18 protein-coding genes are annotated in these 18,227 nt (G+C 38.4%); 9 read left to right on the top strand and 9 right to left on the bottom strand.

What is annotated here, in order from left to right; translation table 11 throughout:
* A partial coding sequence (locus N3F66_03435; GenBank protein ID MCX8123199.1) for a winged helix-turn-helix domain-containing protein occupies window positions 1-119 on the bottom strand: 119 nt, incomplete at its 3' end.
* Window positions 120-430: 311 nt separating this feature from the next.
* Between N3F66_03435 and N3F66_03430 the strand changes: the two genes are divergently transcribed.
* The gene (locus tag N3F66_03430; protein MCX8123198.1) at window positions 431-1,495 is read left to right on the top strand and encodes a patatin-like phospholipase family protein; all 1,065 of its coding nucleotides are present in this window, start codon (window positions 431-433) and stop codon (window positions 1,493-1,495) included.
* Between the two features lie 344 nt (window positions 1,496-1,839).
* Complete coding sequence (locus tag N3F66_03425; protein MCX8123197.1) at window positions 1,840-3,537, top strand: acyl-CoA dehydrogenase; 1,698 nt, start codon at window positions 1,840-1,842, stop codon at window positions 3,535-3,537.
* A 95-nt stretch (window positions 3,538-3,632) separates the two neighbouring features.
* Here the strand turns inward: N3F66_03425 and N3F66_03420 are convergent, their stop codons facing one another.
* Window positions 3,633-4,082: a hypothetical protein gene (locus N3F66_03420; protein MCX8123196.1), complete on the bottom strand. Its 450-nt coding sequence runs from the start codon at window positions 4,080-4,082 to the stop codon at window positions 3,633-3,635.
* Window positions 4,083-4,265: 183 nt separating this feature from the next.
* On the opposite strand from N3F66_03420, the gene N3F66_03415 reads away from it, so the two are divergent.
* Window positions 4,266-5,996 (top strand): proline--tRNA ligase, encoded by a 1,731-nt coding sequence (locus tag N3F66_03415; GenBank protein MCX8123195.1) that lies wholly within the window; start codon window positions 4,266-4,268, stop codon window positions 5,994-5,996.
* Between the two features lie 225 nt (window positions 5,997-6,221).
* On the opposite strand, the gene N3F66_03410 is transcribed toward N3F66_03415, so the two are convergent.
* Window positions 6,222-6,575 (bottom strand): single-stranded DNA-binding protein, encoded by a 354-nt coding sequence (locus tag N3F66_03410; GenBank protein ID MCX8123194.1) that lies wholly within the window; start codon window positions 6,573-6,575, stop codon window positions 6,222-6,224.
* Between the two features lie 260 nt (window positions 6,576-6,835).
* Between N3F66_03410 and N3F66_03405 the strand changes: the two genes are divergently transcribed.
* Window positions 6,836-8,248, top strand: coding sequence for an aminopeptidase (locus N3F66_03405; protein MCX8123193.1), 1,413 nt, complete (start codon window positions 6,836-6,838; stop codon window positions 8,246-8,248).
* Between the two features lie 9 nt (window positions 8,249-8,257).
* On the opposite strand, the gene N3F66_03400 is transcribed toward N3F66_03405, so the two are convergent.
* The 5 genes from N3F66_03400 to larA form a co-directional block, all read right to left on the bottom strand.
* Window positions 8,258-9,436 carry an ATP-binding protein gene (locus N3F66_03400; GenBank protein MCX8123192.1) on the bottom strand — a complete coding sequence of 393 codons (1,179 nt, stop codon included), beginning with the start codon at window positions 9,434-9,436 and terminating at the stop codon, window positions 8,258-8,260.
* A gap of 41 nt (window positions 9,437-9,477) precedes the next feature.
* The gene (locus tag N3F66_03395; protein MCX8123191.1) at window positions 9,478-9,813 is read right to left on the bottom strand and encodes a YlbF family regulator; all 336 of its coding nucleotides are present in this window, start codon (window positions 9,811-9,813) and stop codon (window positions 9,478-9,480) included.
* Window positions 9,814-9,816: 3 nt separating this feature from the next.
* Window positions 9,817-10,680 (bottom strand): alpha/beta hydrolase-fold protein, encoded by an 864-nt coding sequence (locus tag N3F66_03390; protein ID MCX8123190.1) that lies wholly within the window; start codon window positions 10,678-10,680, stop codon window positions 9,817-9,819.
* Window positions 10,677-11,819, bottom strand: a complete 1,143-nt coding sequence (locus N3F66_03385; protein MCX8123189.1) for a hypothetical protein — start codon at window positions 11,817-11,819, stop codon at window positions 10,677-10,679. Before N3F66_03385 ends, N3F66_03390 begins: the two co-directional genes overlap by 4 nt.
* Window positions 11,820-12,065: 246 nt before the next feature.
* Entirely contained in the window at window positions 12,066-13,394 is a 1,329-nt protein-coding gene (gene larA / locus N3F66_03380; GenBank protein MCX8123188.1) for a nickel-dependent lactate racemase, read from the bottom strand.
* Between the two features lie 390 nt (window positions 13,395-13,784).
* Between larA and N3F66_03375 the strand changes: the two genes are divergently transcribed.
* The 5 genes from N3F66_03375 to N3F66_03355 all read left to right on the top strand — a co-directional run bounded on the left by N3F66_03375 (window position 13,785) and on the right by N3F66_03355 (window position 17,033).
* Window positions 13,785-14,213: a hypothetical protein gene (locus N3F66_03375; protein ID MCX8123187.1), complete on the top strand. Its 429-nt coding sequence runs from the start codon at window positions 13,785-13,787 to the stop codon at window positions 14,211-14,213.
* A gap of 138 nt (window positions 14,214-14,351) precedes the next feature.
* Window positions 14,352-15,173: a 4Fe-4S binding protein gene (locus N3F66_03370; GenBank protein ID MCX8123186.1), complete on the top strand. Its 822-nt coding sequence runs from the start codon at window positions 14,352-14,354 to the stop codon at window positions 15,171-15,173.
* Window positions 15,174-15,374: 201 nt separating this feature from the next.
* A complete protein-coding gene (locus tag N3F66_03365) occupies window positions 15,375-15,641 on the top strand; it encodes a hypothetical protein (protein ID MCX8123185.1) in 267 nt (88 codons plus the stop codon).
* Between the two features lie 4 nt (window positions 15,642-15,645).
* Entirely contained in the window at window positions 15,646-16,473 is an 828-nt protein-coding gene (locus tag N3F66_03360; GenBank protein MCX8123184.1) for a 4Fe-4S binding protein, read from the top strand.
* 179 nt (window positions 16,474-16,652) lie between these two features.
* Complete coding sequence (locus tag N3F66_03355; GenBank protein ID MCX8123183.1) at window positions 16,653-17,033, top strand: STAS domain-containing protein; 381 nt, start codon at window positions 16,653-16,655, stop codon at window positions 17,031-17,033.
* 103 nt (window positions 17,034-17,136) lie between these two features.
* Here the strand turns inward: N3F66_03355 and mnmA are convergent, their stop codons facing one another.
* Window positions 17,137-18,207, bottom strand: coding sequence for a tRNA 2-thiouridine(34) synthase MnmA (gene mnmA / locus N3F66_03350; protein MCX8123182.1), 1,071 nt, complete (start codon window positions 18,205-18,207; stop codon window positions 17,137-17,139).
* Window positions 18,208-18,227: the final 20 nt, after the last annotated feature.

Genomic DNA, 18,227 nt, shown 5'->3' with positions numbered 1-18,227 from the left:
CTTGGAAGTAGACTATTTCTGTTTTCCTTGGTGATTTCAAATTGATTTGCAAGGTAATCAATTGCTTCATTTATTGAATGCTCTAAATTATCTTCAGCATATTTTAAAAGAGGTAGCATAAATTTCTGATAATCAGGAATGGCCATATATGAATTCACCTCATTTTTTGGGATTTCACATAACCTACTTTAGTACATTCAACGTTTTTGTTCTTAAACCGGTGACATAAGAAAAGTGTCATTTATACTTAAAATATAGTGGAACATAAGTCAAAGAGATGGTAGTTATAAGCAAACAAAAGATTTCAATAATGTTGCTTCATTGCAGAATAATGATATAGTTATTTCCCTCTTTGTCAATAAAAAATCCTTGCCTTAATTGTACTTTAATAACACTGTTATCTTAAAATGATTTATTCACTGAGGTCACTATGAAACAATTATGCACTATTAAAGCAGGAAAAAACGCATACAAAATTATTAAAGAAGAAGGCTTACAAAAAGAACGTATACAGTGTGTGCTTGGTGCTGCTGGTGGGCCAAAGTGGCTTGTGTTGTATGGACTGGATAAAGCCATATATAAACATTTTTTATCAAAAAGAAAAAGCACAGTGCACCTGATTGGCTCTTCTATTGCAACGTGGAGGTTTGCTGCACTAGCACAAAAGGATGGGGCACGTGCCTTAGATACTTTTAAAGAACGGTATATGGCACAGAAATATTCGCTAAATCCTAATAGGGATGAAATCACTGCTGAGACAGTCGCGATTATGGAAACCTACCTGCCCGACAACAAAATAAAAGAGATACTTACGCATCCGGTTTTGCGGCTTTGCATTATCACTGCACGTTCAAAACACCTGCTGAGCTACGAGCATAAATACCCTCTTATGGCAGGCCTGGCTGTAACTGCTTTGACCAATGCAGTAAGCAGGAAATTGTTGCAATTACATTTTGACAGATTTGTGTTTTATGACACAAGGGAATACCCCCAATTTATTAAGTGGAATAACTTCAATACTCATTACATTGGGCTTGATGCTTCAAACCTTAAAAAAGCTATTATGGCCTCAGGTGCTATTCCACTGGTGATGAAAGGTGTGCCGTATACTTTTGACGGTCACACTGTAATGCTCCGTGACGGCGGGCTTGTGGATTATCAGATGGACCTGCCGCTTGCGCTGAACGGTGGAATTGCGCTGTATCCCCATTACCGCGACAGTATTATACCGGGATGGTTTGACAAGGTGCTACCGTACCGCAGGCCGCATCACAACCTTTACGATTTGTGCATGGTGTGCCCATCACAGGAAGCAATTGCATCACTGCCGTATAAAAAGATTCCAGACAGAAATGATTTTTATACATTTGCAGGCAAGGATAATGAACGTCTTTATTTCTGGGAAAAGGCAGTTGAATTGGGTGTACACATGGCAGAAGAATTTATGGAATTGGTGGACAGTGGAAAAATTAAAGACAGGGTGGTGGTATTATAAGGCGATAGTTACCGCGTGAGGGATGCGCAGGGTGCGATAGCAGCCACGGGCGTGGCGTAGCAGTGGAGAGTTGATGTCGATATTACCGCAACATGCAGCGATACAGTGGTGCGAGGTGTTTATAAAATGGAATACCCACCACGCCCGTGGCCGTAGGCTGTAAGCCGAAGCCCGAAGCAGCCCGACCCCGCCGTATGAAGGCGGGGGCACGCCAAAACAATTACATTGACAATAAATAAAAAAAGTTGATTAAAAAAATACATAACACTGTAATTTTTTCTTTACAAAAAGCCATTTGAATGGTATACTCAAATTTGTTACTATAATTTGAATAGGGGTGGAGTATGATTCTTTTAAATCCAAAAAAGTACGATGTCAAATTTTCCGACAAAGAGTCGGAAGACATTATGAAAAAAACAATTAATTTTTTTGAAACAAAAGGCCTGAAGAAAATCCTTGATGATGACCACAATTATGTGTGGTATGATGACTTTTTGCAGTTTCAGAAAGATAATCAGATTTTTGCAAAACTGTTTACTCCAAAAGGCTATGGGGATGCAAATAGCCGCTGGGATACCTATCGCATAGTTAACTTTGCTGAGATTTTAGGCTTTTATGGTTTGTGCTATTGGTATACCTTTCAGGTTTCGCAGTTGGGTCTTGGACCAATCTGGATGGGTAAAAACGAAGAGGTGAAGCAGAAGGCTGCCAAGCTTTTGAAAGAAGGCGCTATTTTTGCATTTGGGTTGTCAGAAAAAGAGCATGGTGCTGACATTTATTCAAGCGACATGATGCTGTATCCAAATGGCGANGGCACTTACAGGGCAAATGGCGACAAGTACTACATTGGCAACGGCAACAAGGCTGCTATGGTGTCTACGTTTGGTAAGTTTGCTGACACCGGTGACTATGTATTCTTTGTAGTAGATTCGCAGCATCCCAAGTATGAATGCATAAAGAATGTTATTCAGAATCAGTCGTATGTTGCAGAGTTTGCATTGCATGATTATCCAATAACTGAAGCAGATATACTTGATAAGGGAAGAGATGCATGGGATGCATCGCTCAATACTATTAATATCTGTAAATTCAATTTGGGATGGGGTTCAATTGGTATAGCCACACATTGTTTTTATGAAGCATTGAACCACGCTGCGCACAGAAATCTATATGGCAAATATGTGACTGAGTTCCCACACATTAAGCAGTTTTTTGTTGATGCGTACACACGGCTTGTGGCAATGAAACTGTTTGCTCTGCGTGCAACCGACTACATGCGAAGTGCCAATGAAAATGACAAACGCTATTTGCTGTATAATCCAATGGTTAAGATGAAAGTGACAACACAGGGCGAAGAGGTTATTAACCTACTGTGGGATATCATTGCTGCAAAAGGCTTTGAAAAGGATACCTACTTCCACATGGCTGCTCGTGACATAAGAGCATTGCCAAAGCTGGAAGGCACTGTGCACGTTAACATGGCGTTGATTATTAAATTTATGTTTAACTACTTCTTTAATCCAAAAGAATTCCCTGAAGTGCCACAGCGGCTTGATGCTTCACATGATGCTTTCCTCTTCAATCAGGGGCCAACAAAGGGATTGGGCAAGATTCAGTTCCATGATTACAATATTGCATACAACAGCGTTAATCTTCCCAACGTTGAGATTTTTAAGAAGCAGATCAATGCATTCAAGGATTTTATGATAGGTGCAACACCTGACCAGAAGCAGGCTGAAGATATTGACTTTCTTTTGTCAATAGGCGAACTTTTTACACTGGTTGCGTATGGTCAGCTTATCCTTGAAAACAAGAAGATCTACAATGTAGAAGATGATCTGATTGATCAGATCTTTGATTTCATGATTAGGGATTTTTCAAAATATGCATTGCAGATTTATTCCAAGACTAGCAGTACTGCAAAGCAGCAGGAGTTGTGTTTAAAAATGATTCAAAAGCCTGTGGTTGATCATGACAGGTACAACCGTGTGCTTGAAAAGTATGTGTATTCACAGGTTGATGCGTATCAGATGAATGAATAATAGTTAGTAGTTAATAGAGATATAGCACTCTTTAAAAGAGAGCGCCTTGCAATAGTGGTGATGTGCTGTTGTGGGGTGCTCTTTTTTTATTTTGGCTATGTTTTTGTGAGCATTTCTGGTGGTAATCCCCATATACATCTGTATGCAGGCATATTTTTTACCTTTGAAAAATCAAATGTGTAGTGCATAAACCGATAACTATAGGTATGTTCCTCTTTCATCAATGTTTCGACAAATTCTATCAATATATTTTCAATACAATATTCAATTAAAAATGCCACACTCATCTTCCACAACTTCTTCATATCAAGCAAAAATTCGTATTCATGATATGATAGACAAAGGTGTAATCGTTTCCAAGTACCAATATGCCTTTCTCTGTATTTAATATGAGAAAATGGTTTATGCCTTTTCTTTTCATGTATCGCAGCATAATTTATCAATGATACAATGAATTTACTCACTGACAAATCACATAGATGAGCATAGTATTCCAGTACTTCTATGTTTTTGTCTTTAACACAGGTTGTTGTTTCAAATTCCATAGTATTCCTCCTATTTTTATAAAAAAGATAATTATAATAATTTGGATAAAAAAATCAATAAAATAATATAATCATTGCAACAGCTTGCTATATTAATGCATAGCATTTTTACACTTGACATCAAATACTTCCATCACAAACTATCGTGAAAATATTTATAATACTTCAAAGAGGACAACTATTATGAGAATGTCGCGCTACCTTATCCCCACTCTGAAGGAAGACCCTGCAGATGCTGTGATAACCAGCCATAAACTCATGATCCGTGCAGGACTTATCCGTAAAGAATCTGCTGGCATGTATATCTATCTCCCTTTGGGATTGAGGGTGTTGCAAAAAATAATAGATATTATCCGTGAAGAAATGAATAAGGCTGGTGCGTTAGAGTTTTTAATGCCAGAGCTTACCAATGCTGATTTATGGAAGGAGTCGGGTCGCTGGCACACCATGGGACCTGAGATGATCCGTATAAAGGATCGTAACGGACTGGAATATGCCCTAGCACCAACTCACGAAGAGGCATTCACAAATGCTATCCGTATGATTGTCACATCATACAGAGATCTGCCTGTGAATGCATATCAAATTAACACAAAATTCCGTGATGAAATCAGACCACGTTTTGGAGTCATGCGCAGCAAAGAATTCATAATGAAAGATGCGTATTCATTTGATATTGATGAAGCAGGGCTTGAGCGTTCATACCAGATTATGCGGCAAACGTACCGCACTATCTTTAAACGATGTGGATTGGAGACAATTCCGGTAGAAGCTGATACTGGTTCAATGGGCGGTAGTGATTCTGAAGAATTTATGGTTGCATCTGAGGTTGGTGAAGAGATTCTGCTTTTGTGTGATGCTTGTGGCTATAAGTCCAATCAGGAGAGGGCCACCTGTCAATATGAGCTATCGCCCCAAAAAGAAAATCTTGAAACCCTTCAAGTTGTAGATACTCCTAATGTACGAACAATTGATGAACTGGTGCAATTTTTTGGATGTAGTGCACATAAATTTTTGAAAAGCCTGATTTATGTTGCTGACGGTATACCGGTAATGGCAGTGGTGCCAGGTGATCGCGAAATCAACGAAGTGAAACTTAAAAATGTGCTGGGTGCCCTTGAATTGGAGCTTGCACCTGACAGCGTTGTGGAAGAGGTGACGGGAGCGCCCGTTGGCTTTGCAGGGCCAATATTAGTCAAAGGCAAACAGGTGCGCATTATCTTTGATAAGCAGGTGAAGGATATTGCCAATGCCATTACCGGAGCAAACGAAAAAGACAAGCATTATCAAGGAGTCAATCCTGGCAGAGATTTTGCTATTACGGAAGAGGCTGACATTACACTTGTCATTGCTGGGGACAAGTGCCCTCACTGCGGATATCCTCTCAAAGAAAAAAAGGGTATTGAAGTTGGACATATTTTTAAATTGGGCTATAAATACACAAAGTCAATGAATGTGACAGTCTTAGACCAAAACGGTAAAGCTATAACACCCATTATGGGCTGTTACGGAATTGGTGTCAACCGCACCATGGCAGCAGTTATTGAACAGCACCATGATGAGCGTGGCATTATATGGCCAATGAGTATTGCACCTTTTCACGTGCATCTGGTCAGCCTTGCTAAAAATGAAGCCGAAGAAAAAGCAGCAGACCAGGTGTATGAATTGTTAGTATCAAGTGGCCTAGAAGTGCTTTACGATGATCGCAAAGCAAGCCCCGGTTTTAAGTTTGGTGATGCTGATTTAATTGGCATCCCAATCCGCTTAACATTGGGTAAAGTATTTTTTGGCGATAGCTCATCAATAGAAATCAAACTTCGCAACCAAGATGATAGGGAAATAATCTCTAAGGACAATATTGTACCGTATTGTAAAAAGCTTATTGCCGACCAGTTACAAAAGCTTTATTCATAGATTTTATAAGGTTGGCGCGATACATTTATTTGTATGGAAGAAATGATAATAATTAGCGTGTTGGCAATAGTATCACTAATATATGTAATACGCTATGTTACATCAGCTTTTAAAAAGCCACAGCAATGTGTATGTGAAAAATGCCCTATTGCCAATTGTAAGGAAAGAAAAGAGCGCTACTTCTAGCGCCCTTAAAAGCAGGAAGAGTTATTGTAATGTTAATAATTAAGAGTTGAGAACTACTTCCTCATTGTGCTTGCTGTTTAATGATTCAATGAACTTTACCTGGCTTGAGACAAGTTTAATTTTTGATCGGGATTTCCCACCATCATCCTGCCACCTATCCTGCTTTAGACGGCCAGTTGCTTGGATAAGACGTCCTTTTTTAATATTTTCAGCACACAGGTCGGCTAATTTTTCCCACGTTTCAATATCTATGTAGGAAACATAGGGTTTAGCTTCACCTTTCACAGGATGATCCATAGCAATGGCAAACACACATACAGATTTACCGGTTTTTGTTTTTCGTAAGATTGGATCATGAGTAACTCTTCCTTCAAGATCAATTGGTTTTGACATACTATCACCTCAATATATTTAAAATTTTGTAATGGTTTTCACTATATAAAACGCTTGAGATTGAAAAAAATAACTGAGGAGATAAAATTTTTTTTAAATTTTTGAAATTTTTTGTAAATAGATAGTGTGTTGCATACTCTATCTTTGATGGGGATTATTTTATATTTTACTATACTAATCGGAGAAGATGTGGTACAATACACTAAGAGACAGTATCCTTCAAAGAAAAGCTCAGTATCATGTGATAAAAGGAGTATTCTATGACAGAGGAAAAAAAGTCGCCCAATCAAACGTTACAGGAAAAATTAAGCGTAAAAAAAGATAGTGCCTGGATACTATTAAAGGATAAAACAGAAGCCATTTATGGGTTTGGTGAGGAATATAAGTCATTTATTGGCAAAAATAAGACCGAACGCCTCTGCATTCGCAGCATGATTGAGATGCTTGAAAAAGCAGGTTTTTCATCGATTAGTGCACTTCATGAGTTAAAGCAGGACAACGCTGTATATAAAAATATTAAAGGTAAAAGCCTCATTGCTTGCAGAATTGGCTCTGACCCCACTACACTACGCATAATTGGTGCACATGTGGATTCTCCTCGTTTGGATTTAAAACCATATCCTCTCTATGAAGATGCAGAAGTAGCGCTATTAAAATCACATTACTATGGAGGAATAAAGAAATATCAGTGGGTTAATATCCCGTTAGCAATTCATGGTGTGGCATTTACAAAAGAAGGAAAAACGGTAGAAATCCATATTGGTGAAAATTCCGACGAACCGCGTTTTATTATTCCTGATTTGTTGCCACATCTGGCAAAAGACCAGATGAAAAAGACAGGTGAAACTATCATTGAAGGCGAAGAACTTAATATTATTTTTGCCCACATACCAATTGATGACAAGGATATTAAAGAAAAAATAAAATTTAATGTACTGAAGTATCTTAATTCCACTTATGGTCTGGTGGAAGAGGATTTCATTGCTGCTGATATTGAACTTGTACCTGCTTTGCAGCCAGTGGATATAGGGATTGATCGTGGACTAATTGCTGCATATGGCCAGGATGACAGGGCTTGTGCTTATACAGCACTTAGAGCATTGCTTGATGTACACAGGAGCAAAGAGACAATTATACTGTATCTGGCTGACCGTGAAGAAATAGGTTCAATGGGTGATACCGGTGCAGAAAGCTTTGTATTTGTTAACTTTATGCGGGAATATATTCGTAAAACAGGTATTACAGCAACATGGGATGAACTTTTAGAGAGCGCAGTATCAATATCTGCTGATGTAACAGGTGCACTTGATCCAACATTTAAAAGTGTCAATGACCCTAATAATGTTTCCTATTTAGGTCATGGGGTTAGTATTGAAAAATATGGCGGACGTGGTGGTAAATATTCAACCAGCGAAGCTCACGCTGAGTATATGCATTATTTAAGAAACCTGGCAACAAAACATGGCATCCCATGGCAAACTGGTGAACAGGGCAAAATTGATGTAGGTGGTGGTGGCACCATAGCCATGTTTATGAGCCGCTATGGCATGGATTGTGTTGATGTTGGTCCCTGCATGCTTGGAATGCACTCACCATTTGAAGTAACATCTAAAGTTGATATTTACTGTACGTATTTATTTTATAAGGCTTTTTTTGAAGATTCTAGGAATTAACTGTTTCAATTATCGTTTTGAAAAAAGTTCATTAATTAGTTCTTTTATGTTGATAGCCCAAATATTTTCATCGATGAGATATGGTGTTGGTGTATTACACACAATATATGATTTGGTTACCCTGCTTTTGCCATAATAATCCATAAGCGCAAAAATATTTCTGCAATCTTTTAAAGTTGGATTTTCAGTTATTTTGCATTCAAGAGCAATAATATTCCCTGATGCTTGTTCAAGAATAAAATCCACCTCCTTGCCATGGACATCGCGCCAGTAATAGAGGTTAGGACGCTTCCCGTAAAAAGAATAGTGTTTTAGTATTTCGTTTGAAATGTAATTTTCAAAAAAATATCCTGCCATTGAAGAATTTTGTAGTTGATGAGCGTTTTCAAATCCACATAAAAAAGCTGCTAATCCTGTATCGGTAAAATAGATTTTTGGTGATTTTATTATCCTTTTACCTCTATTGGTAAAATACGGTTCAACTAAATATACTGCACCTAATGTAGTTATTACCGATAACCACTTCTTTGCAGTATTAACCGAAATGCCAATATCACGTGCCATATCAGTGTATGAAAGTATATTTGATATTCTTAATGCACATGAGCGCAGGAAAAGATTGAATTGGCGTAAATCGGCCACATTGAGTACATTACGTACATCTCTTTCTAAATATGTTGCAACGTATGATGAATACCAAAGATTATAATTTTTATTGGATACGTATAATTCAGGATAGCCACCTAAAAAAATAAATTCATCTTGTGAGATAGTAAGCTGATCGCTGGTCTCAAAAAATGAAAGAGGATAGAGGCTCAAAATTGCACATCTGCCTGCAAGACTTTCAGAAACACCCTGCATAATTGAGAAATTTTGCGAACCAGTTAATAGGTATTGTCCGTTTTTCCTATTTTTATCAATACAAACTTTTAAACCACCAAAGAGTTGGGGAACATATTGAATTTCATCTATTATAAGGGGGGGTGTAAACTTTTGGATAAATTCAATTGTATTTGTAGCAGCGGCATACTGGTTTGCAGGTAAATCAAGTGTAATATACGAAGCATTTGGAAACATTTTTCTAAGAAGGGATGTTTTTCCTACCTGTCTAAGTCCTGTAATAAGTAATGCTGGGAATTGTTCAAAAGCCTGTATGATAATTGATTCTATTTTTCTTTCAATCCACATGCGGATATTTTGCATTATTAATGCAAAAATGTCAATGACATTTACGGATTAAGACGATTGTGCAAAATCTCCATTATCTCTTTGATAAGCGTCAAATATTCATTCTGGGCAGTAACAAACTCTTTTACCAGTGGCTTATTGATCAGAGCTTCACGTAGTTCAATAGAAGTGGGATCAGTTTCAATGTTGATATCACCTGTTTCCATTTTTTCATTGAGCTTTTTCCCATGTTCTACCAGGCGCGATAGTAACTGTAAAGCCTCTTTATCTTCGTTCATCTGTTGTAATAATGAAAAATAGCGTATTGCAACTGGATGCTCTGCAATGCTTTGGGCAAGGTCTGCTGCTTTTTGTTTAATATCTTCAATATTGTTCATTGTTTACTTTTCCTTTTTATAAATATCATCAAAAAATTCAAGTACGGGCACTACTTCGCTGTTCCAGTAGATAAAATCATGTCCGTTTGCTGGTTGATTGAAAATTATAGTACACTCTGGCTTAGATTTTTTCAATGTTTCATAAAAGATTTTTGTTTGTTCAAAAGGAACAATTCCATCCTTTGTGCCGTGACCTAAATACAGTGGTATTTCCCACTGGTCTATCATATAGTAAGGGTTGTCGGCAGTTTGCCATCGAACTTTAAATTTTTCATAGGGGCCATACACAGCAGCCATTAGTTTATCATTTGGCATCCGTGTTTGATCAAAATCTCCAGAAAGCGAGGCAGCAGCCTTAAATATTCCTTTGTTATAGAGTGCAGTTAAAACAGCGCCCCTGCCACCGGTAGAAAGTCCCATAACTGCATTGAACTGGTATTCTAAAAGTAAACCGCGCTTTTGCAGTGTAGGTACGAGGATTTCTTTTATCCAGCGCGAACCAGGGGTTTGTGCCCATTTTCTCTTTGTTTCAGGGTAGTAGTTTGATTCGTAGATAGTCACCGCCATCTCAGGAAGAATAAGATTGTAGCCCCTTTTGGAAGCTTCACTACGCAGTGATGTTTCCTCTATCCAGCGTTTTCGGCTGAAATTCCATCCAGGTAGTACCAAAATGTTTTTTTTACAGTTACTATCGCTTATAATAATATCAACAGGAATTTGTTTGACCGGGTTGTGAATAGCATCGGGCAATGTAATAATATAGCTTCCAGGCACAAAGGTGCATTGGGCCTGCAATTGGTGAGACCAATGCAACAATGCAAAACATACAGCAATAAATAAACCTGATACAAGAAAAACTTGCTTCATTGTACTCGCTCTGCAAGCATCAGGTTTGATTTGCCAATGCCGCTATTATAGCCATACGAAAATGGTAATGGACCTTTTGACAGTGTATCAAACTTTTCTTTAAGCTCTGGCTGATAGCGATGAGCAAAAAGTGGCACAGGTTTTGTGTACACTCCAAAGAATGTGAATTTCCATTGATAAGGGCTGAAGAACTTAAATGCTACACCAGAATCATCCTGCAAAATGAGGTCACTGTGATTTAGTGTGAGATCGCGTATCTTGATGAATTTGTTATCATTATGCATAAGATATGAAGCTGACTTTATAATAGTGGTATAGCGCGGATACGATTCAAGATGTGGTATAAAGTTTGTGTATGTTGAAAGTGAATTGTCGATAACATTTATCTGGAAGTATCGTACTCGTTTTATATATCCTGAGCTGTCTTTGAAGAATATTTCAGTACCTGAAATATATTTATTCTGTTTCATGACAGGTGGTGATGTAGTGATGAGGCTATTGTCGTCAATCCAGATTTTTTTAGCATTTATAACTTCATAATTCATCTGACCTAAAAACCACATAATAATGCTTATCATGCTGTTAAATTCATTTGTGCTGACATTTTTCTGCATGTCGAGGGTTTTGAAAAAGTTCATGTTAAGTATTTCATTGAGTGATGTTCGCAATCCCCATAGACCAGAAAAAATGCGCTCTTTAGCTACTGAATGCGGGTCAGGGATTTCACCGCATGGTTCAAGGCCAAACATAATGTACTCATTGCCATCGGGGAAAAACGCAACAGCATTTAAAATATCAGGTCCACTGAAAGGATAAAAGATTGTTTTGTTGTATTTTGCTGGTAGGTTCTGCTTTCTCCATTTTTCAATTTCATCAAGGTTTTTTTGCTGTAACCGTGCCCAGCTTTTCTTCAATTCATCGATATAAGCTATATACCGCTTATCAAGGGTTAACTGGAAGAGTGCGGATGAAGGTGATAAGGGTTTGCCGGCAAGGAAGCGTGTGGCTTCAACAAGTTTTGTATCAATAGGTGTTGCAGCAAATTGTGATTGGGTGCCAGCTGATGAGTTGTTATATACGCTGCATGATAAAATACACGTAGCAAAAAATATACAAAAACTATTTTTAAGTTTTAACATAGATCCTCTTTATAATAATATTTAATTTTCAGATGCACATGTATCTATGAATTTAATTATTTATGTCAATACTTTTATTATAATCTGAGTTGTGGGAATGAATACTATGATCCCCCTGCATAGGGTGTAGTGTGCATTATAGTAACTCAATCCCTCTATGGTGTAAAAAAATTGGAATGAGCACCTATAAAATCAAATAGTTGCAAAATACATAGTATGCTGATTATCCAACTCCCACACAATAAATTACTTTGATGTAAGCAATGGGAACGTTGATCCACCTTCTTTGAACACCGCAACGGTGGCTTTTTTCCCAAGGTGCTGTATACCTCTTTCAATAACTTCCTGAGGATGATTGAAGCGCTCAAAGAATCCTAACGCTTTCACTTCAGCATCAGAAAGTGATGGCACATAAAAATACAGGTTATGGGCACGGATGAGCTGCATTGAGTAGTATGTCAAAAATTTTTGCTCTACATCCAGGCCAGGTTTAACTTTTTCTAAAAATCCAAGCACACGTGCAGGACCAAGTGTTCTCAGGATGGCTCGTGTGAGCCACAGCGGTGTAGATTTTTGGGGCAGTGGTATGTCATCAAGGCCACGCTGAGCGCGTAAAAATCCCATTACAATGCCTTTGGGTTTTAATGCGGGCAAGGTATTTCCCACACATTTCATACTCTGTTTAAAGTTAATATCCATAGGTGCAGAATTTGTTATGACACCATCTACCAGCTTTTGCAGTGGCAGGCCACATATTGTTTTGGTAAATGCAACAGCTTCCCGGTGACACGCAATTGGATGCCCTGCAAAGCAAGCAATTATATCCTTTTTGCTATCCAGTACCACATTAATACAGAATATTTCTGCCTTAATCATATTCAGTGTTTCTTCTAAATCAAGCCTGAATGAGTTATGTTCAGCATCAACAGCAACCCTATTGAACCTATACGGTGGTTCGGCAATGATTGAGTGATGGTGTCCGATAGTTTCAGCGTATGCAACTCCCGGAAGTATATTCTTTAATCCCCCGCCAAATCCAGCCCACAGATGTGGTTCTACAAGCCCAATAAGTATAACAAAATCAGCATCTTTAATGTGGTGATTAAGGTATACTTCGACACCACGTGAAGTTGTGCCAACGTATGCATTTTTGCTTTTGTCAAATGCATTGTGATTTTCCCATTGCACTTGGCTTAGATTTTTTTTGCCAATTTTTTCTTCCATTTCTTCCTGTTTCATTGGCGTGTGAATACCAAGTGCTGGAATAACGATTGCGTTGTTCTTTGTATTGCATCCTGCTTTTTTTAAACCTTCAAGGACAATATCAAAAAATTTATATGCTGGCGTTGGCCGCGTGTTATCATCCACTACAATGACTACCTTTTTATTTTTCAAAGAGTGTTTGGACAGCGCTTTTGCAGCAACAGGTCTTGACAGTGCATCGGCAACAATATCTTTTTCTTTTTTGTTTTTGTGCGATAGCTCGTAGCGTTTTAGCTGTGGAATTATAACCTCCCATGTATCAGGAAGATCAACCTGTATCTGTGAAGCACCCCATGGTAAATCTATTTTCATTGGAACCTCCTTATAGCTACTGTGTTTGCCTTTTTATACAGAAATATTTGTTGTATGTCAATATTATTTCATGTTAAGCTAATAAAATTATAAGGCTTTTACCCCTTTTGCGTGGTGTCATTCTAAGTGAGGATACAATGTCATTCTGAGCGAAGGTAAACGTCATTCTGAGGAAAGGTAAATGTCATTCTGAGCGCAGCGAAGAATCTAATATTAATGCCTGAGATTCTTCGGCACTGCGTGCCTCAGAATGACAGTAGTGGAGTGTCATTCTGAGCGAGGATACAATGTCATTCTGAGCGCAGCGAAGAATCTAATTTTAATGCCTGAGATTCTTCGGCACTGCGTGCAAGAATGACAGGCTAAAATCATATTTTCAAAGGAGGCAATATGGAATCATGGATGTTTGTACCGGGCATTCTTATTCTGGCGTTAGGTGCCTTTGTAGTAATATGGATGTTTGTATTAGCTATTATTTCTTTTTTAGGTGGTTGGCGCAATGCATCAAAATTCCACTCAAGAAAGAATGCTGCCAGCGCCTATACGGAAAAATATTCGTTTCAATCAGTTAGTTTCAGCATGTTTGGGAATTACAATAATTGTGTTACTGTATATTTTTATAATGATGGCATAGAACTTAAACCTATTTTTCTTTTTAGAATGTTTCATGCACCACTATTTATTGTATGGGATGATATGCGCAATGTTACACGAACTACATATCTATTTAAAAAAGGTGTAACTATAAAAACTCCATCTGTAAAATTATTTATAGCTGGGAAAAGTGCTGAAAAAATTGCACAGCGATTTTCTATTTAATGTGGTGTGCGTATATTTCTGTCAGTGCAATAAAACTTTGAGCAACTATTAATTAATTGTGGACTTTTTAGGGTATGGGTGTATTCTTAGAAGACTTAAAAAAATTGCACATAAATTGTATCTAAAGAAGGTGTGTCCATGTCAAAGCGCCCCGGCTGGTGGCTATATATTCTAGCAAAGATATGGCCCATAACATGGCTAAGTGCCCAGGCAACTCAGAGCAAAATCATTGGACCAATAATAGCTAAAACGCTTGTGCCTTTTTTTAGCAAAAAAAATCTTAATATCACCTATTTGCCAATCAACATAACTATCGCACCGCAAAGCACACCTGTTCCTTTACTCATTGTGGAAGAAATAATACGGCGTTCTGCACATCGTGCCATCATAAAGCGCTGTACATGCAGAGATGCTAAAGGATGTAGCCAGCATCCTATTGAGTATGGGTGTTTACTCATGGGGCAGGGTGCGCAGGAAATTGACCCACGTATAGCTTCCCATGTAAGTGTAGAAGAAGCGATAGATCATCTTCATAAATGTGTTGCTGAAGGTCTTATCCCAATGGTGGGAAGAGTAAAAATTGACAACTTAATATGGGGAGTAAAGGATACTGGAAGGCTTTTAACCATGTGCTTTTGCTGCCGTTGCTGCTGCACTATACTTAACTCAGGTAAATATTTGCCGCAGGAAGCTGCCAGTTCTATTGTACGGCTAAAAGGTGTGGAGCTTAGAGTAGATCTTGATTCATGTACAGGGTGTGGCACCTGCGTTGATGAATGTTTTATGGATGCAATACGTATAGTTGATGGGAAAGCTTTTCATAACGATGCAATCTGCAAAGGTTGTGGGAGGTGCGCACAGGTGTGCCCGCAACAGGCAACAACAATAACAGTGGCTGATATTGATGCAGCCATTGAAGAAATGAGTGCACGTATCAAACAATATGTGCAGTATGAATGATAATTTTTAAAAGTTTCTAATGATTGCTAATCTGCACAACACATGATGGAAATATTTTTACTTCACCCGTATGACATCTTTTTAAAATGAAAGGAAAAATAAACGTGCCTATTCCTGATTGATGAGCGTGTTGTAAAGTATATCAAAACAGGAAGGAGGGAATGATGGTGAAGATAGAATCCCATTTTAATGGAGGAACGCATGACATCTCACAAGTATTTCTGGTATGTGGTAATGGCAGGTGCGCTTTTTCTATGGGCATGTGCTGTTGCACTCATTTTCATCTTTCCTGAATCTGAATACAGGGCATGCTTACTTATTGCACTGCTGATTCTGCACTGTGGAGAAATTCCTTACACACTTAAACTACTCAAAGGCAAAAAGGCGCCGGTTGCTATCGCCACCAAAACTTTCTTGTTTGGCTTTACGTGGTGGTTACCGTTTCACAAAGGTATACTTAAGGGATAACAGCATGTTCAGATACGGACCATCAAAATTCTTTGTAAAACTGGCGGTGGCTATTTCCTGGCCGCTTATGATTTTGGGCAAGCGCTTGAGCTGGTACCCAATTGTAAAGCATATCATAAATCCTTTTTTTAAATATCCACACAATGAGGTAACAGCAATTCCTATTAATGTGGCGATAGCTCCTGCTAAAAGTGTCACGCTGCCTGTGCAGGTGTTAAGTGAGGTGGTTGCAAAAGTTAACCACATCTTTATATTAGATGAATGTATATGCAGAGGACTTTTACACTGTGACAATCATCCGCCCACAATTGGCTGTATGGCCTTAGGTGAGGCTGCCTTGAAGATACATCCATCGCATGGGCACAGAGCAACAGCAAGTGAAGCAATAGCTCATATACACAAAGCAGCAGAGGCAGGGCTTGTTGCAAATGTGGCGCATGTGTGGATTGATCCAGTAGCGTTTTGGTCGGTGCCGTTTCGTAAGCTTATGTTTATATGCTTCTGTGATGATTGCTGCTGCCTGTACCGCACGCACATGAAAAAGCGAGGCAAAAACTTAAACCAGGCATATAAAAAATTGCCTGGTGTGCATGTCAGTGTTAATCACACTTTATGTAATGGCTGTGGTGAATGTGCCGCACAATGTTTTGTTGCAGCAATACAGATGCTGGATGCAATACCGGTGATAGGAGAAGATTGCAAAGGGTGCGGGAGGTGCGCGCAAATTTGCCCCAAGCAGGCAATGGATATTCATTTTGAAGATAAAGATATACTAGTTGCTAATTTAGTTGAAAGAATAAATAAAGTGGCTGACATTGGATTGGGGAAGTAACTCACGCATGTGCGCAGGTCAAAGATGTGCTCATTATCCAAAGAAGTAACAATAATGGGTTAGAGTCTTATCAACTATGCTCTCATAAGGTTTTTACTTGACTCAACACATACAATGAGATATTATAATTACAGCAATTATGCAAAAATGATAATAATTATTAATAGGGCTGTAATAGTATGAAAATTGAGCAACGTATAAATTATGGATACGTGATATATGATATAACAGGTGATATAACCTACGAAAATTTTACAGAAATTGAAGATGCAATAAAGAATAGCCTACCTGATAATTTTAAAAACATTGTCCTCAATATAGAACGTGTACCATACATTAATAGTTCGGCATTGGGTTGGCTTGTCAAGCTTATGAAGGAAATAACAATAAAAGGGTATCAGTTTTTTCTTATGAATGTGAATCAGGAAATTATGGGTCTTCTTAAGCTCACCAATACCTTGCCCTATTTTAAAATTATCCCCAATGAACAGGTGCTTATAGAAAAAGAAAAAAAGAAGGAACTAGATAAGATATTGGGGGAAGTCAACCAGGAAGGGTAAGTATAGTGAGGGGGCNATCGTTTTGTTTCAGTTACTGAAAACGTACTATTATTTATATTAGCGATGATTATTTAAATGACACGATAAAATGTTATATTATTTATTATAGACCTCTCTCAATCCATCCACCAAAACAAATTGCACCGGTATCATCATAGCAAACAACTGCCTGCCCCGGTGTTATGCTTGCCTGTGGTGATTCAAAAGTTACAGTAAGTGCATTATTTTCATACGTGGCCAATGCTTTGAAAGGTTTTTGAGTGGAACGGGTTTTAATCCATACAGGAGTATTATTGGCAAATGTTACTTTCATAAAGTTTATCTGTGTAGCAACAAGCCCTTTTGCCAATAGCTGGGCTTTGTTCCCTACAATTATGCGATTGTTTACTGCATCAATAGCTACAACATATAAAGGGTGTTCCCATGCAATGCCAAGCCCTCGGCGTTGGCCAATTGTATAGCGGTGAATGCCATTATGTGTGCCAATGACTCTGCCGTCAATTGTCACGATATCTCCTTTTAGAGGGGTATACCCCAAACGTTGTTCAATAAAACGTGGATAGTCATTATCTTGCACAAAGCATACTTCCTGGCTTTCAGGGCGGTGTGCTGTTGGAAGCTTCATCTCTTGTGCCATTTTTCTAATTTCGTGTTTGGTATAACTGCCTAATGGAAGAATGAGCTGTGATAGAATATCCTGTGAAAGATTAAACAAAAAGTATGATTGGTCCTTATCACTGTCAACACCCCGTGTGATGTAGAACCTGCTATTTTTGTGCAAAGAAGCATAATGCCCAGTTGCTAATACATCACATCCAAGTTCCTTTGCAATTTCTAAAAGCTTTGGAAATTTAATATAAGTATTACAGTTGATACATGGGCTTGGTGTGCGGCCTTTGATGTATTCCCGGCAAAATGGCTCAATAACGCGTTGTGAAAATTCGTCTTCAACATTCACAATGTAGTGTGGTATATGTAAATGTTTTGCCACTTTTGCGGCATCATGAATGCTTTCAGGGCTGCAGCACACATCATAGCGTGGCTGGCACCCATCCATCTCAGCACACAGTAAAATTTTAGCTGTAAGACCAATAACCTGATGCCCTTTTTTAACTAGTAATGCAGCGGCTGTGGAAGAATCAACGCCGCCACTCATGGCAACTGCTATTTTCATTGTTTACCTTGAATAGTATA

The sequence above is a fragment of the Spirochaetota bacterium genome (assembly GCA_026414805.1).
GTDB lineage: Bacteria > Spirochaetota > UBA4802 > UBA4802 > UB4802 > UBA4802.
This window is presented reverse-complemented; position numbering and strand designations above follow the sequence as displayed.

What these genes read in the sequence shown, in the direction of transcription:
- N3F66_03430 (MCX8123198.1), top strand. Translation starts at nt 431, where the DNA reads ATGAAACAATTATGCACTATTAAAGCAGGAAAAAACGCATACAAAATT.
- N3F66_03420 (MCX8123196.1), bottom strand. Translation starts at nt 4,082, where the DNA reads ATGGAATTTGAAACAACAACCTGTGTTAAAGACAAAAACATAGAAGTA.
- N3F66_03415 (MCX8123195.1), top strand. Translation starts at nt 4,266, where the DNA reads ATGAGAATGTCGCGCTACCTTATCCCCACTCTGAAGGAAGACCCTGCA.
- N3F66_03410 (MCX8123194.1), bottom strand. Translation starts at nt 6,575, where the DNA reads ATGTCAAAACCAATTGATCTTGAAGGAAGAGTTACTCATGATCCAATC.
- N3F66_03405 (MCX8123193.1), top strand. Translation starts at nt 6,836, where the DNA reads ATGACAGAGGAAAAAAAGTCGCCCAATCAAACGTTACAGGAAAAATTA.
- N3F66_03400 (MCX8123192.1), bottom strand. Translation starts at nt 9,436, where the DNA reads ATGTGGATTGAAAGAAAAATAGAATCAATTATCATACAGGCTTTTGAA.
- N3F66_03395 (MCX8123191.1), bottom strand. Translation starts at nt 9,813, where the DNA reads ATGAACAATATTGAAGATATTAAACAAAAAGCAGCAGACCTTGCCCAA.
- N3F66_03390 (MCX8123190.1), bottom strand. Translation starts at nt 10,680, where the DNA reads ATGAAGCAAGTTTTTCTTGTATCAGGTTTATTTATTGCTGTATGTTTT.
- N3F66_03385 (MCX8123189.1), bottom strand. Translation starts at nt 11,819, where the DNA reads ATGTTAAAACTTAAAAATAGTTTTTGTATATTTTTTGCTACGTGTATT.
- larA (MCX8123188.1), bottom strand. Translation starts at nt 13,394, where the DNA reads ATGAAAATAGATTTACCATGGGGTGCTTCACAGATACAGGTTGATCTT.
- N3F66_03375 (MCX8123187.1), top strand. Translation starts at nt 13,785, where the DNA reads ATGGAATCATGGATGTTTGTACCGGGCATTCTTATTCTGGCGTTAGGT.
- N3F66_03370 (MCX8123186.1), top strand. Translation starts at nt 14,352, where the DNA reads ATGTCAAAGCGCCCCGGCTGGTGGCTATATATTCTAGCAAAGATATGG.
- N3F66_03365 (MCX8123185.1), top strand. Translation starts at nt 15,375, where the DNA reads ATGACATCTCACAAGTATTTCTGGTATGTGGTAATGGCAGGTGCGCTT.
- N3F66_03360 (MCX8123184.1), top strand. Translation starts at nt 15,646, where the DNA reads ATGTTCAGATACGGACCATCAAAATTCTTTGTAAAACTGGCGGTGGCT.
- N3F66_03355 (MCX8123183.1), top strand. Translation starts at nt 16,653, where the DNA reads ATGAAAATTGAGCAACGTATAAATTATGGATACGTGATATATGATATA.
- mnmA (MCX8123182.1), bottom strand. Translation starts at nt 18,207, where the DNA reads ATGAAAATAGCAGTTGCCATGAGTGGCGGCGTTGATTCTTCCACAGCC.